The sequence below is a fragment of the Sphingobium chlorophenolicum genome (genome assembly GCF_000722875.1).
Lineage (GTDB): Bacteria > Pseudomonadota > Alphaproteobacteria > Sphingomonadales > Sphingomonadaceae > Sphingobium > Sphingobium chlorophenolicum.
Genome location: NZ_JFHR01000011.1, coordinates 1 through 14,141, shown reverse-complemented (window position 1 = coordinate 14,141; position 14,141 = coordinate 1). Strand labels below are relative to the sequence as shown.

Below are 14,141 nucleotides of genomic sequence, written 5' to 3'. Positions count from 1 at the left end.
GCTTCGCGCAGGGAGGAATTGATGGTTGCTTCAGGCAGGCAGGACCAGGCTTGCTTCCAGCCCGCCCTGTGGGCGGTTGGCGAGCTTCAATGCGCCGCCATGTTCCGCCATGATCGCCCGCACCAGCGCCAGCCCCAGGCCCGCGCCGCCCGTCTCCCGGTTGCGGGAGCCTTCCAGCCGGGTGAAGGGTTCCATCATCTCTTCCATCCGGTCTTCGGATATGCCGGGGCCGTCATCCGCGACGACCAGCCGGATCGTGCCCTCGCCCCGCTCCACCGACACATGCGCCCGCTCGCCATAGACGATGGCGTTTTCGATGAGATTGCGCAGCGCCCGGCGAATCTGCTGCGGACGCACATCGGCCACGACCCGCTCGCCTTCAGCCAGATCGACCGGGGAACCCAGTTCCAGAAAATCCTCCACCACCGCGTCGGCCAGCGCGGACAGGTCGACCTTCTGCTGCGCCTCGCTGCTGCGTCCGGCGCGGGCCAATGACAATATATCCTCCAGCATGCGATTCATCTCATCGATCGTTTCGGACATGCGGGCGCGCTCGCCCTCATCCTCGACCGATTCCGCCCGCACCCGCAGCGAGGCCAGCGGCGTGCGCAGATCATGGCCGATCGCGCCCAGCATCCGGTCCTTCTCGTTCAGCATGGCGAAGATGCGGCTGCGCATCGCGTTGAAGGCCATGGTGAGTTGCCGCACGTCGCCGGGGCCGCGCTCCTCGACCGGGTCCGCCGATCCGGTGCGGGCGAATTGCTCCGCCGACCCGGTCAATTGCTTGAGCGGCCGCGCCAGCCTGCGCCCCACCCATAGCAGCGGCAACAGCACGATGACGTAGAGGATCAGCGTCTGTCCCACCAGCCATCCGCCGAAGCGCGCTGGCCGGTCCCCGATGCGCGTCTGCGTCAGCGCCCATTTTCCCGGCTGATATTCGACCGCCATCGCCAGACGCGCCATGCGGACATCTGTATGCAGATGGCCGTCCGCCCGCAGGCGAAAACTGTCCCAGCGCCGCATCGGCAGCGCCTGGTCCTGTTCTACCGCGTGGATGGAGCGGACCGAAAGGCCGACATCGTCGAACATCGCCCTGGCGCGGCGTTCGATATCCGGCCGGCCGGTGCCCTGCAGGGATGGGGCGGCATCCAGGAACCGCACCCTCCCCCGCCGCTCGCCATCGTCGCTCCCGCGCCGATCAGGCCTATTGTCGAGCGCGTCGACGATCCGGTAGACGCCGGGCGCTGTCTGGGCCGTGAGTTCGATCCGCTGGCGTTCGCGCAGCAGCAGGGCGAAATTGATCGCCTGCGCCACGAACAACGCCAGCGCGACAAGGACGATGATCTGGCCGACGATGCTTTGCGGCCAAGGACGTAGCCGCCTCACAGCTTTCGCACATCCGACGACAGCGTATAGCCGCCGCCCCAAACGGTCTTGATCAGGGTCGGGTTTTTGGGGTCAGGCTCGATCTTCTTGCGCAGGCGGCTGATCTGGTTGTCGATCGCCCGGTCGAAGGCGTTCGCCTCCCGCCCCTGGGTGATGTCCAGCAACTGGTCGCGGCTGAGCACCTGATTGGGCCGCGTGGCGAAGGCCAGCATCAGATTATATTCCGCCGTGGAGAGCGGGAGCGCCACGCCCTCACTGTCGACCAGCGTGCGTTCCTGCGTCTTGAGCAACCAGTTGGCGAAGGCATAGGTCGCGCCGTCGGGTGCCGTGACGCGCTGGCCGCCGGTCGCTACGCGGCGGAAAATCACCTTGATGCGGGCGACCAGTTCGCGGGGGGAAAAGGGTTTCAGCACATAATCGTCCGCGCCCATCTCCAGCCCGACGATGCGGTCCGTCTCTTCCGATTTCGCGGTGAGCAGAATCACCGGAATCTCGCTGGTTTCGCGGATATGGCGGCAGAGCGACAGCCCATCCTCCCCCGGCATCATGATGTCCAGGATCACCAGGTCGATGGCGTTGGCGTTGAGGCGCATCCGCGCTTCCGCCGCATTTTCGACGGCCGTGACGCGAAAGCCGTTGCGGCCGAGATATTGCGCCAGCGGCTCGCGGATCGAGCGCTCGTCGTCGACGAGCAGCAGATGGGGTCGTTCGCTCATGGTCCGGTTCTTGTCATGGCTTGAGGCGGGGTGGAAGGGCGAAGGCCCGCCAATCGGCGCCTTCGCCCTTTACCCTCAGTTGGCGGGCGTCGGGGCCTTCCGGTCCTTCCAGCCGTCGCGGAAGGACTGGCGCGCCGCCTTCATCTCCTCGGCGGTCACCTTGCCGTCATGATTGGCGTCGGCCTTGTCGAACAGGGCGAGCGGACGGGCCAGGAACTCGGCCCTGGTGATGCCGTCCTTCTTCATCTCGTCGCCCGGACCACCGCGCATGTGGCCCCATCCGCGATGGCCCCAGCCCCGGCCGTCCGGCCCGCCGGGCTTGCCCATGCGGTCGTGCTTGCCATCCCGGCCCTGATGCCCGGCGGCGAATTCCGCCTTGCTGATCTGGCCGTTTTTGTCGGTGTCCAGCGCGGCGAAGCGTGCATCGAGCCGCTGCTGGCGGAGGATGTCGCGATCCGCCTGGTCGAGCTTTCCGTCCTTGTTGGCGTCCAGCCTGGCGAAGCGGGTTTCCAGCGCGGCGGTCAGTTCCGCCTTGGTGACAGCGCCGTCCTTGTTGGCGTCGGCCATCATCAGCATGCCGCCGCCGCGCGGTCCGGCGCGATCCGGGCCGCCATCCTGAGCGAAAGCGAGGTGAGAGGCAGCGAGCCCGCCGACGAACAGCGAGCCCAGCGCCACCGTGGTCATGAATTTGCGAGTCATGGGATTCTTCCTTCAAAGCGTCTGTCACGAACGGCGCCCTGCCGTCCTTGAAGACGCTTATCGGAGAGTTTTGTCCCGCAATTTTGTCACGTCACCCGATAAAATGTCGCAATTTGTATCGGGCGACGGAGCTTTCTCAGCGGTCGCGGCGGCCCAGAAGGCGCAGGCGGAGCGCGTTAAGCTTGATGAAGCCCGCCGCATCGCGCTGGTCGTAGGCGCCCGCATCATCCTCGAAAGTCACGACCTTCTCGCTGTAGAGCGAATAGGGCGACTTGCGGCCGACGACATAGACGCCGCCCTTGTACAGCTTCAGGCGGACGGTGCCGGTCACCTTCTCCTGGCTGTGGTCGATCGCGGCCTGAAGCATCTCGCGCTCCGGCGAGAACCAGAAGCCGTTATAGATGAGTTCCGCATAGCGCGGCGCCAGTTCGTCCTTCAGATGCGCCGCGCCCCGGTCGAGCGTCAGTTGCTCGATCCCGCGATGGGCGAGGTGATAGATGGTGCCGCCCGGCGTTTCGTACATGCCGCGCGACTTCATGCCGACGAAGCGGTTCTCCACCAGATCGAGGCGGCCGATGCCATGCTTGCGACCATAGTCGTTCAGCGTTTCCAGCAGGGTCGCGGGCGACATGCCGACGCCATTGATCGCCACGCCGTCGCCACGCTCGAAATCGACGGTGATATATTCGGGCGCGTCGGGCGCATCCTCCGGATTGACCGTGCGCGAATAGACATAGTCCGGGGTTTCTTCCCACGGATCTTCCAGCACCTTACCCTCGGACGAGGTGTGCAGCATGTTCGCGTCGGTCGAGAAGGGGCTTTCGCCGCGCTTGTCGCGGGGGATCGGAATCTGATGCTTTTCAGCGAATTCGATCAGCTTGGTGCGGCTCGCCAAATCCCATTCGCGCCAAGGGGCGATCACCTTGATATCGGGGGCGAGGCCGTAATAGCCGAGTTCGAAGCGGACCTGATCATTGCCCTTGCCGGTCGCGCCGTGGGACACCGCGTCGGCGCCGACCTGCTTCGCGATCTCGATCTGGCGCTTGGCGATCAGCGGACGGGCGATGGAGGTGCCGAGCAGATACAACCCCTCATAGAGCGCGTTGGAGCGCATCATCGGGAAGACATAGTCCTTCACGAATTCCTCGCGCAGGTCGTCGATGAAGATATGCTCTTCCTTGACGCCCATCAGCCGGGCCTTGGCGCGGGCCGGTTCCAGTTCCTCGCCCTGGCCCAGATCGGCGGTGAAGGTCACCACCTCGCACTGATAGGTTTGTTGCAGCCATTTCAGGATCACGCTGGTATCCAGCCCTCCAGAGAAGGCGAGAACGATGCGGTTGATCTTGTCGGACATGGTTAGGGCGACTTTCCTTGAGGCTGAAGGGCCGTGAAATTACCGGCGGGCCGGTATCAGGCAAGGCGCATCAGTGCAACCAGATCGACCAAACTAATCCATGACAAAGGGGTCGCCAGCCTCGGCCGGCGACCCCTTTTCGCTGCAAATCCAAATCTGTCAGCTTGTGCGGGGTTTGAAGAGAGTCTCCCGACGCCGCTCCTGACCGAACCGATAGACGGTCTGCGTGGCCGTCGGCACCGGCCGGGGCGAATCGGCCGCAACAGTTGCGGGGGCCGACGGCGGAGCGGCTGCCTGACCCTGCTGACGGAGCAGGAATTTGGCCCTGGTGCGGCGTTTGGCTTGCGTGCGGAACGGGTTTTCCGGGCTCGGCGGCGCAGCGACCATCGCCTCCAACGTCCTTTCCTCATCGCTGGATGCGGGGGTGCTGACCGGCGGCGGCGTCATGAGCGGCATGGCGGCGGCGCGGGGGGCGACCGGTTCCGCCAATACGGGCTGGTCAACCCCTTCCACCCAAAGCTCATCCTGCCGCTTGCGCCGACGGAGCAGGGCCATGCTCCCCAGGCCGATCATCAGCAGTGCGCCACCGCCAAGCGCCCATAGCAGCGCCGGATCGATTCCCGCTTCCGGCACGGGCGTCGGGGTTGCGGGAGAGATGACCGGAGCCGGTTCAATGGGCGCGGCGGTTTCGACGGGCGGCGGCGCCACCGGGGCTGTTTCGCGAGGAGCGGGCGTTGGGGCGCCGATTGGCCGCTCCGCCTGGGTCTTTGCGACAGGCTTGGGCGCCACACGCTTCACCGCGACGGGTGAGGACGGCTTTTCCGCCTCCGAAGCGGCGATGGCGGCGTCCAGCCGCTCCTCGACCGAAGGCGTCTGCTGAACCACCGGCTGCGGCGGAGCGAAGTTCGGCGCCAAAACCGGCGCAGGAACGCCCTCAGGCGCGGCAACCACCGGTTCGGCAGGCGGCACGACAGTCTGCGCGAGCAATGCGGGAGAAGAGAAGGCCAGAACAGCGGCAATCGCGGCCCTGGCCGGGCGAAGTGAGCGAATGTTTCCAGTCATAGCGCAGGGTAAACCTGCGAAGTTCAGGATTCAGCGCAATGCCGGATCGGCATTCCGGATCAACGGAGGCAAAATATCGATCAATCGATCAGATCACCGCCAATATTAACAGTTATTCATCACCGATATTAGAGCAATTGTCTGGCCTATGGTCGCGCCGGGCGCCTTCGATTTCACGGTTCCGCCGTTCTTCTTCAGTCGACTGGGCCAGCCGCTCTGCCTTGGTTCGGCCGAATTTGACGCGATTGCCCTGCGCCAGACGATCCTTGTCCGCCCGCGCCCTGGCCTTCCGTGCCTGCCGAAGATTGATGACGTCGCCCATATGGACGGACCCCTATGGAGGAAATGGAGCGGGTAGCGGGGATCGAACCCGCATCACAAGCTTGGAAGGCTAGTGCTCTACCATTGAGCTATACCCGCCCGTCAGGCTGAGCGCCCTGCCATTATCGGGCGGGGTTCGTCAATATGGCAAAATAATAAAGCCCAATATCCGCCTTAACCCCGTGCGATATTTGCACTATCAGAGGCCATGGCCACGCCCTCCCTGCGCCAGTTGGATATTTTCGCGCAGATGGTGGCGTCGGGCAGCCTCTCGCATTGCGCCCGTGAACTGGGCGTCACCGCAGACGATGTCGCGCGCGACCTGGCTTCGCTGGAACTGCGCCTGGGCTATCGCCTGTTCGACGATCTGGCCGGGGATGCCCACCTTACCGCCGCAGGCCGGAAGACCGCGCAGGCCATGACACTATTGTCGCAGGATCGGCCGGACAACTGGCAGGTCGATCAGGCCGACGACATCGCGCCTCCGCCGCCCGACGCCGCCTTGCAGCCCGCCGCTCGGCCTGCGCGGGAGACCATCGTCCTGGCCGCGCCGGCGCCGGTCTTCGGCCATTTTCAGGAGGCTCTGGCGGCTTTCGAAGCCGCGAACGACGATATCGCCATCACGCTGGATCTGACGATCCATCTGGCCGACGAAGCGGCCTGGGCGCTGCACCGGGGCAAGGCCGACATTGCCTATTTCTATGCCCTAGGGGAGACGGACGATCTGCCGTCCCGCTATGGCTGGTCGGAGCAGATCAACCTCTATGCCGGTACCGACCATCCGCTGGCCCGGCGCGAAAGCGTGGCGATGACGGAACTTGCCGCCATGCCGACGCTGGCCATGGAGCCTCGCAACGGCTTGCGGCTGATCATCGACGAAGCGCTGATGCGCGGCGGCGTGCGGCTGGGCGATCCCGTGCTGGAAACCGACAATCTCTTCGATATCGTGACGATATTGCGGGAAGGCGCTGGCTGTTTCGCCGCCTTCGGCCCGCTGGCGCGGGATCTGGGACGCATGACGGGGATCAGGCGGATCGCGCTCGAACGGCCTTTGCCAGCCATAGAGGTGCGGCAGGCCGTCCATCCCCAAAGCCCTGCCGCCGCAGGTGCCTTGGCGGAATTCCTCTTTCTTTAGAGCGCATCTGCGGTTGGCCGAGGCGATTTCGCGACCGGCGATCATCCATGCGTCGAACAGGTATTGATATGCTATATCATTCCAGATAGGAGAGCGCATCTCCTCCCGATTCAAGGATGACGAGCCGAATGTATCGTTCCGCGCTGTTGCGTGCCGGTTGCGCCCTGACCGCACTTTCCGTCCCCCTCCCCGTCCTTGCCCAAGACGCCGCCACCGACGCGACCCCGCAGTCCTATCATGATCAACGAGCGGACATTGTCGTCACCGCCATCATCCCCCGGCGGCAGGGCGACATATTGTCGGGCACTTCCGTGGTTTCGGGCCAGGAACTGACCCGCGATCTGCGTCCTACCATCGGTGAGACGCTGGCTCGCCAGCCGGGCGTTTCGGCAACGTCCTTCGGCCCCAACGCTTCCCGGCCCGTCCTGCGCGGCTTCCAGGGAGAGCGTGTGCGCATATTGACCGACGGCATCGGCAGTTTCGACGTGTCCAACACCTCGGTCGACCATGCCGTGGCGATCAATCCGCTGACCGCCGCCCGGATCGAAGTGCTGCGCGGCCCGGCAGCGCTGCTCTATGGGTCATCGGCCATCGGCGGCGTGGTCAATGTGATCGACGGGCGCATTCCGCGCCGGGTGCCGGACGAGCCGATCCACATCGACGGCATCGCCACCTATGGCAGCGCCGCCAATGAACGCACCGGATCGGGCGAGATCGAGGCGCCCATCGGCGACAAGATCGTGGTCCATTTCGACGGCAGCTATTCCAAGAGCGGCGACCTGGACACCGGCAGCTATATCCTGACCCCTGCGCTGCGCGCCCAGGCGGCGGCCAGCGGCGATCCGGCGATCCAGGATCTGGCCAATCTGCGCGGCAAATTGCCCAACAGCGCGGCGCGGACCTGGGAAGTCGCGGGCGGCGCGGCGCTGATCACCGATGGCGGCAATCTGGGCTTTTCGGTCGCGCATACCGACAATTTCTATGGCGTTCCGGTGCGCTATTCGCTCGACCCCGATGGCGAGGCGGAACAGGTGCGGCTGCATATGAAGCAGGATCGCGCCGACCTGCGCGCCGAAGTGCCGGTCAATGGCGGCTTTCTGGAATCCATCCGCCTGCGCGCCGGTTTCGCCGATTACCAGCATCAGGAGATTGAGGAAGACGGTGCGGTCGGCACGACCTTCTACAACCAATCCATCGAATCGCGGCTGGAACTGGTTCAGGCGAAGCGCGGCGGCTGGGACGGCGCCATCGGCGCGCAGTTCTTCGCCCGCAACTTCCATGTCGTGGGGGAAGAGAAGTTCCTGCCGCGCAACCAGACCGAGCAATTGGGCTTCTTCACGCTGCAATCCTTCGACCTGGGCACGACGCGGATCGAACTGGGCGGTCGTTACGAACATACCAAAGTGGGCGCGGATGCAGATGAGACGCTGTTCAACCCGGCCTATCATCGCAGCTTCGACGCATTCTCGGGATCGGTGGGGATCAGCCAGGAAATCGTCCCCGGCTGGCGCGCGGGGCTGAACCTGTCCCGGACGGAGCGTGCTCCCTCGGCGGAGGAACTGTTCGCGCGCGGCAACCATGCGGGCACGCAGGCATTCGAGCTGGGCAATCCCGATTTCGGGCTGGAAAAAAGCTGGGGCATTGAGGGCACGCTGCGCGGCCAGGGCAATGGCTATACGCTCTCGCTGTCCGCCTATCACAACTGGTTTAACGGCTATATCTACGATTCGCTTGTGGATGACAGCGTCTGCATGGCGGTCAATGGCGGCGAGCCGCTTGACTTCCCCTGCTACCAGAATTTGCAGGCCGACGCCCGCTATCTCGGCTTCGAGGCGGAGGGCACGTTGAAGGTCGGGCAGATCGGCGGCTATGCCGTCAATCTCGACGCGGTGGCCGACTATGTCCGCGCCACCATCAAGGGGACTGGTCCAGCGCCGCGCATTCCGCCGCTGCGCCTGCTCGGCGGCGTCGAGTTGCAGGGCGACCGGCTCAGCCTGCGGGGCGAGGTGGAACATAGCTTCGCCCAGAATCGGATCGCCGACACCGAAACGCCGACCGACGGCTTCACGCTGGTCAACGCCTCGCTGTCCTTCAAGCCGATAAAGGGCAATGACCGGACGACCATCACCCTGTCCGCCAACAACATCTTCGATGTCGAGGCGCGGCGGGCGGCGAGTTTCCTGAAGGATTACGCGCCCCTGGCGGGACGGGACATCCGCGTCACGGCGCGGCTGTCGATCTGACGAGCGGATCGATTGCGCAATGTGACGATTTTGTTACAAGGCGCCGGTGATTCAGGGGCCGCCATTCATCAGTCGTGAACGCCTTTCGGCACATAAGGGCGGTTGATGCGTCAGATCGCCGCCCTTCCCTATGCGACCGATCCGGACGGGTCGATGCGCATATTGCTGATCACGTCGCGGGATACGCGGCGCTGGGTGATTCCCAAGGGGAACCGCATCAAGGGCATGGCGGGTCACCGCGCCGCCGAACTGGAAGCCTATGAGGAAGCGGGCATTCACGGCATCGCCTGCCCGGCGCCGATTGGCCGCTATCGCTATGACAAGAAAAGGCGGCGCGGCGACACCAGGGAAGCCACGGTCGAGGTTTTCCCACTTGCAGTGACCGGCCAGTTGCCGCAATGGCCCGAACAAGGGCAGCGGGAACTGCGTTGGTTTCCCGTGGCCGAAGCTGCAAAGGCCGTAGACGAACCCGATCTGCAATCCATCATCGCCGCCTTCCGCGAGCCGCCCCGCGATCCGGGGCTGTTCGTGCGGACGTTGCTGCGGATCAGGGAATGGCAAACCGAAAGGACTGGAATGCTGCGCTGGTTTCACGCGCTGATGCCCAAGCAGGGCCGCTTTTTCGAGCAGTTTGAGGATCACGCCGTGACGCTGGTCGCCGGCGCGGATGCGCTCGCCAAGCTGCTGAAGGGCGGGCCGGACATCGATGCCCATATCAAGGAGATTTCGGACCGCGAGCATGAGGCGGACGACATCATCCGCGACGTGTTGCAGGACGTCCGCCGCATCTTCGTGACGCCATTCGACCGCAGCGCCATCACCGGCCTGATCGGCGTGATGGACGACGCCATCGATCAGATGAACCAGACCGCCAAGGCGATTGCCCTGTTCGAGGTGAAGGAATTTCCTTCCCAGATGCAGGATATGAGCGCCCTGATCGTGGAATGCGCGAGGATCACGGCGGAGGCTATGCCGCTGCTGCGTTCACTGAACCTCAATTCGGCGCGGCTGCATGATCTGACGGAGCGGCTGGTGAAGCTGGAGGGGCATGCCGATATCCTGCATGAGGCGGGATTGAAGGCGCTCTATGCCCAGGCGCGGCAGGGCAATCCGATGGACTTCGTCGTCGGGAACGAGATTTACAGCCATCTGGAAAAGGTGACGGACCGGTTCGAGGACGTCGCCAACGAGATTTCCGGCCTGGTCATCGACCACGCCTGACAGAGCGGATAGATGGAAGCCCATATCGCCTTTCCGCTGCTGGTCGCGCTGATCGGCGTCGCCTTGCTGTTCGACTTTTTGAACGGCCTGCACGACGCGGCCAATTCGATCGCGACCATCGTGTCGACGCGGGTTTTGAAGCCGCAATATGCGGTCGCCTGGGCGGCGTTCTTCAATTTCATCGCCTTCCTCTTCTTCGGCCTGCATGTGGCGGAGACGGTGGGCAAGGGCATTGTCGACGCCAGCATCATCGACCCCGCCGTCATTTTCGGCGCGCTGATGGGGGCGATTGCGTGGAACCTGATCACCTGGGGGTTGGGGATACCATCCTCCTCCAGCCATGCGCTGATCGGGGGGTTGCTGGGCGCGGGGACGGCCAAGGCAGGGCTTTCCGCCGTGGTGTGGAGCGGGGTGTTCAAGACCAGCGCCGCCATCGTGTTGTCGCCTGCCATCGGGCTGGTGCTGGCGTTGCTGCTGGTGCTGATCATAAGCTGGGTTTTCCGGCGCTTCACGCCGCAGGGGGCGGACCGGGTGTTCCGCAAGCTGCAACTGGTGTCGGCGTCGCTCTATTCGCTGGGGCATGGCGGCAATGACGCGCAGAAGACGATGGGGATCATCGCCGTGCTGCTCTATTCGCAGGGCATGCTGACCGGCGGGTTCCATGTGCCCTTCTGGGTGGTGCTGAGCTGTCAGGCGGCGATGGGGCTAGGGACGCTGCTGGGTGGGTGGAAGATCGTCCATACCATGGGGTCGAAGATCACGCGGCTGACCCCGGCGCAGGGTTTCTGCGCGGAGACTGGCGGGGCGCTGACCCTGTTCATGGCGACGCATCTGGGGGTGCCGGTTTCGACGACCCATACCATTACCGGCGCTATTGTGGGCGTCGGGGCTTCGCGGCGCTTGTCGGCAGTGCGGTGGAATGTGGCGTCCAGCATCATCGTCGCCTGGGTGGTGACCCTGCCTGCCGCGGCGGCGATTGGCGCGGCCTTTTACTGGCTGACGCGGTTGTTCTGACGCGAAGAGGGCGCGGTCGGTTGCCCGCCGCGCCCTTCCTCTCCTGAACCTTTTCGAATGCTTAGCTCACCCGGCCGAGGCGGTGGTAGAGATTGGCGTATTTGACCGATTCCGGCTTGTCCTGAACTTCGCGCAGATAATGGGCGATGGCGGTGCGGATCAGGCCGAAATCTTCCTGCGAGAAAACCGCGCGGGAGCGGGCGGGCTGGGGGGCTTCGGTCGTTTCCATGGGTCTTCCTTTCGTTTCGATGCCCCCCTGAAACCACGAATGAGTTGGTGAAGTAAGGGCGATTAGTGAAGCGGTGTCATTGGGTGACTTGTTCATACTGTCATTTTTTGACATAGTGACAGTATGGCGGATGATCGGAAACTCTATCTGGGACCGAAGCTGCGGGTCTTGCGGCGGGAATTGGGGCTGAACCAGACGCGGATGGCGGAGGAATTGGGGGTTTCGCCCAGTTACCTCAACCATCTGGAGCGCAACCAGCGGCCATTGACGGCACAGATGCTGCTGCGACTGGCCAATGTCTATGACATCGACATTCGCGATTTCGTCGCCAGCATGCAGGAGGGCGCGGCGAGCGCCTTGGGCGAGATTCTCTCCGACGCGCTGGTGCGGGACATCGGGGTCGCCCGCGACGAGGTGCTGGAGGTCGCGGAAAATTATCCGGGGGTGAGCGAGGCGATCGGGCGATTCTATCGGGCGCTCAGCGACTTGCGGCGCTTGCCGGAGCAGGTGGCGGCGAGTCCGGGGGGCGCGGCGCCGCTGCATGCGCCGCTCGACTGGCTGCGCGAGACGATAGCGCGGGCAGGCAATCATTTCGCGGAGCTGGACGCGGCGGCGGAGACGCTGGCGGGGGAGTTTGGCGACGATCCCTCAGCCTTGCAGGCAGGCATTCGGGCGCGGCTGAAGGAACGGCATGGCATGGCCGTGCAGATCGTGCGGGAAGATGTGCTGGCGGGCACGCTGCGCCATTATGACATGCATCGGCGGCGGCTGTTGCTGAGCGAGCGGCTGGCTTCATCGGGGCAGTTGTTCGCGGTCGCCTATCAACTTTGCGCGCAGGAAATGGCGGACGCCATCGCGGCGCAGGTGGCACGGGCGGGGCCGCCGGACGAGGACAGCCGCAGGCTCGCCGGGATCGCGCTCACCAACTATGCGGCGGCGGCGCTGATCATGCCCTATGACCGGTTTGCCAAGGCGGCGGAGCAAAGCAGGCACGACCTGCCGCTGTTGCGGGCGCGCTTTGGCGTGTCGATGGAGCAACTGGCGCATCGGCTGACCAGCCTGGGGCGGACGGGGGCGCGGGGCGTGCCCTTCTTCATGGCGAAGGTGGACCGGGCGGGCATCCTGTCCAAGCGGTTCGACGGGGAGGCGTGGCCCTTTGCGCGGCTGGGCGGCACCTGCCCACGCTGGGACGCGCATGGGGGGCAGGCGCCGGATGCGGTGGGCGCGCAACTGATCGAGACGATGGACGGGCGGCGGTTCATTAGCCTGACCGTCGGGCTGCCCAGGGAAGGCGGTGCGCGGGGGCGGTCGGTGATCGCGCTGGGCTGCGAGGCGAAGCATGGGGCGCGGATCGTCCATGCCGACGGGATCGATCTGGAGAAAGGCGCGGCGACCGAGGTGGGGCCGACTTGCCATCTGTGCGAACGGCGGGGGTGTCCGGACCGCGCCTTGCCCCCGGTGACGCGGGCGCTGGATCTGCATGGCTATGAGCGGACGGTGGCGCCGTTTCCGTTTCGGCGGGTTTGAGGGGAAATGGCCAGCAGTCATGCAACACCTGCTTATACCTTGAGTATGTCAAGCAGGGGATCAAACGCATAAAGAGCAGCGCGACGCCCAGCAGCAGGTTCAATTGTGCGGAGCAACCCTTCCTCAACAAGCCTCCGTGACAATGAGCGAGCGGACGAGGCCGGTATACCTGATCGATCCACGAAGCGGTCATTGCGGAAAACCGGGCTGGCAAACACGAAATCCAACGCCTGATCATGGAATTGTGAGTTCAAGGCCGCGCGAAATCGCTCCCTCATTTCGCTATGCAGCGCAAATATCTTGTCGGCGGTCTGAATATTGACCGAGGCTTGGGCATGCATGGCTCGAAGGAAAAATATACTCCAGCCTGACCAGTCCCCTTCGGCTGACACGGCGCGCATTCTCTCGATATATTCGTCCTTGTGCGTTTCGAAATATCCCGAGACGAAGAAATTCGGCTGACTTATAATTCCGAGCTTCCAGAGCATCAGGGTAATGAGCATGCGTCCGATCCGGCCATTGCCATCCTCGAATGGATGGAGAGCCTCAAACTCCACATGCGTGAGGGCGGTTCGAAGAAGCGGACGCATCGTGCTTTCATTCATGAACTGCACGAGTCCGGCCATGGCGGGAGCCAATTGCTCCGGAGCTATCGGGACATAATATATCTTTCCACGCCGATCATCACCGATATAATTCTGTTCCACCTTATACATGCCCGGGCGCTTTCGGGCACCTCTTCCGAAATATAGCAATTGCTGGTGCGCTGTTTTGACAAGATGCTCGCTTAGCGGCGCGCCTTCCGCAAGCGCCTGCTGGGCATTGCGCAGGGCGCGCGAGTACAGAAAAGTCTCAATATCATCATTACGAGCTTCTCGATACGGGTCGCTCGCGCCCGCATCCTCCTCAGCTTCAAGGCGATACAGTTCTTCAATGGTCGAGATCGTTCCCTCCATTCTCGATGAGCTAACAGCATCTTGACGACGCAGTGGCGCAAGGAATAGCTCGCTATTCACCATATTCGTCATTTTCGCATCGTAGCGAGCCAATGACGCTGCGGCCTCTTCCAACGGCCCAAGGAGAGCCTCATAATGTTGATTGCCACTGAGAGTTGACCCGGGATTTCCACCGAGAAGTGACCCGCCTGAAGGTTATGTTTCGGATATCATCGGTGGGTCAAGATGGGGTTTTCTCCTTTCGGGATTTGCCCTGCTGGGCAGAGCTGTTTTTGAAC

General features: G+C 63.8%; 13 protein-coding genes and 1 tRNA gene. 5 read left to right on the top strand and 9 right to left on the bottom strand.

The genetic code is table 11. From position 1 onward, the window contains the following. Nucleotides 1-30: 30 nt before the first annotated feature. The 7 genes from BV95_RS06600 to BV95_RS06570 all read right to left on the bottom strand — a co-directional run bounded on the left by BV95_RS06600 (nucleotide 31) and on the right by BV95_RS06570 (nucleotide 5,637). Nucleotides 31-1,386, bottom strand: coding sequence for a sensor histidine kinase (locus tag BV95_RS06600; RefSeq protein WP_037449038.1), 1,356 nt, complete (start codon nucleotides 1,384-1,386; stop codon nucleotides 31-33). Beyond that, nucleotides 1,383-2,102, bottom strand: a complete 720-nt coding sequence (locus BV95_RS06595; RefSeq protein ID WP_013848484.1) for a response regulator — start codon at nucleotides 2,100-2,102, stop codon at nucleotides 1,383-1,385. The genes BV95_RS06600 and BV95_RS06595 overlap by 4 nt, the downstream gene beginning before the upstream one ends. Before the next feature lie 75 nt (nucleotides 2,103-2,177). Beyond that, entirely contained in the window at nucleotides 2,178-2,801 is a 624-nt protein-coding gene (locus BV95_RS06590) for an EF-hand domain-containing protein (protein ID WP_037449033.1), read from the bottom strand. 136 nt (nucleotides 2,802-2,937) lie between these two features. Further along, nucleotides 2,938-4,155 carry an argininosuccinate synthase gene (locus tag BV95_RS06585; RefSeq protein ID WP_037449030.1) on the bottom strand — a complete coding sequence of 406 codons (1,218 nt, stop codon included), beginning with the start codon at nucleotides 4,153-4,155 and terminating at the stop codon, nucleotides 2,938-2,940. A 159-nt stretch (nucleotides 4,156-4,314) separates the two neighbouring features. Beyond that, the gene (locus BV95_RS06580; RefSeq protein WP_081873296.1) at nucleotides 4,315-5,217 is read right to left on the bottom strand and encodes a hypothetical protein; all 903 of its coding nucleotides are present in this window, start codon (nucleotides 5,215-5,217) and stop codon (nucleotides 4,315-4,317) included. Between the two features lie 112 nt (nucleotides 5,218-5,329). Continuing rightward, nucleotides 5,330-5,539, bottom strand: coding sequence for a DUF4169 family protein (locus BV95_RS06575; RefSeq protein WP_037449024.1), 210 nt, complete (start codon nucleotides 5,537-5,539; stop codon nucleotides 5,330-5,332). Nucleotides 5,540-5,563: 24 nt separating this feature from the next. Next, nucleotides 5,564-5,637, bottom strand: a tRNA-Gly gene (locus BV95_RS06570). A gap of 109 nt (nucleotides 5,638-5,746) precedes the next feature. Between BV95_RS06570 and BV95_RS06565 the strand changes: the two genes are divergently transcribed. From BV95_RS06565 to BV95_RS06550, 4 genes are all read left to right on the top strand, one after another. Next, nucleotides 5,747-6,673, top strand: a complete 927-nt coding sequence (locus BV95_RS06565) for a LysR family transcriptional regulator (protein WP_037449021.1) — start codon at nucleotides 5,747-5,749, stop codon at nucleotides 6,671-6,673. Nucleotides 6,674-6,801: 128 nt separating this feature from the next. After that, nucleotides 6,802-8,916, top strand: coding sequence for a TonB-dependent receptor (locus tag BV95_RS06560; RefSeq protein WP_037449018.1), 2,115 nt, complete (start codon nucleotides 6,802-6,804; stop codon nucleotides 8,914-8,916). 105 nt (nucleotides 8,917-9,021) lie between these two features. Beyond that, nucleotides 9,022-10,137 (top strand): DUF47 family protein, encoded by a 1,116-nt coding sequence (locus BV95_RS06555; protein ID WP_037449015.1) that lies wholly within the window; start codon nucleotides 9,022-9,024, stop codon nucleotides 10,135-10,137. Nucleotides 10,138-10,149: 12 nt separating this feature from the next. Next, nucleotides 10,150-11,151, top strand: coding sequence for an inorganic phosphate transporter (locus tag BV95_RS06550; protein ID WP_037449012.1), 1,002 nt, complete (start codon nucleotides 10,150-10,152; stop codon nucleotides 11,149-11,151). Nucleotides 11,152-11,212: 61 nt separating this feature from the next. Here the strand turns inward: BV95_RS06550 and BV95_RS24275 are convergent, their stop codons facing one another. Then, on the bottom strand, nucleotides 11,213-11,380 hold the full coding sequence (locus BV95_RS24275) for a hypothetical protein (protein ID WP_007682549.1): 168 nt from the start codon (nucleotides 11,378-11,380) through the stop codon (nucleotides 11,213-11,215). Between the two features lie 123 nt (nucleotides 11,381-11,503). Between BV95_RS24275 and BV95_RS06545 the strand changes: the two genes are divergently transcribed. Further along, complete coding sequence (locus BV95_RS06545) at nucleotides 11,504-12,907, top strand: helix-turn-helix domain-containing protein (RefSeq protein ID WP_037449009.1); 1,404 nt, start codon at nucleotides 11,504-11,506, stop codon at nucleotides 12,905-12,907. A 32-nt stretch (nucleotides 12,908-12,939) separates the two neighbouring features. On the opposite strand, the gene BV95_RS06540 is transcribed toward BV95_RS06545, so the two are convergent. After that, nucleotides 12,940-13,977 carry a Fic family protein gene (locus BV95_RS06540; RefSeq protein ID WP_082807993.1) on the bottom strand — a complete coding sequence of 346 codons (1,038 nt, stop codon included), beginning with the start codon at nucleotides 13,975-13,977 and terminating at the stop codon, nucleotides 12,940-12,942. Nucleotides 13,978-14,141 lie beyond the last annotated feature (164 nt).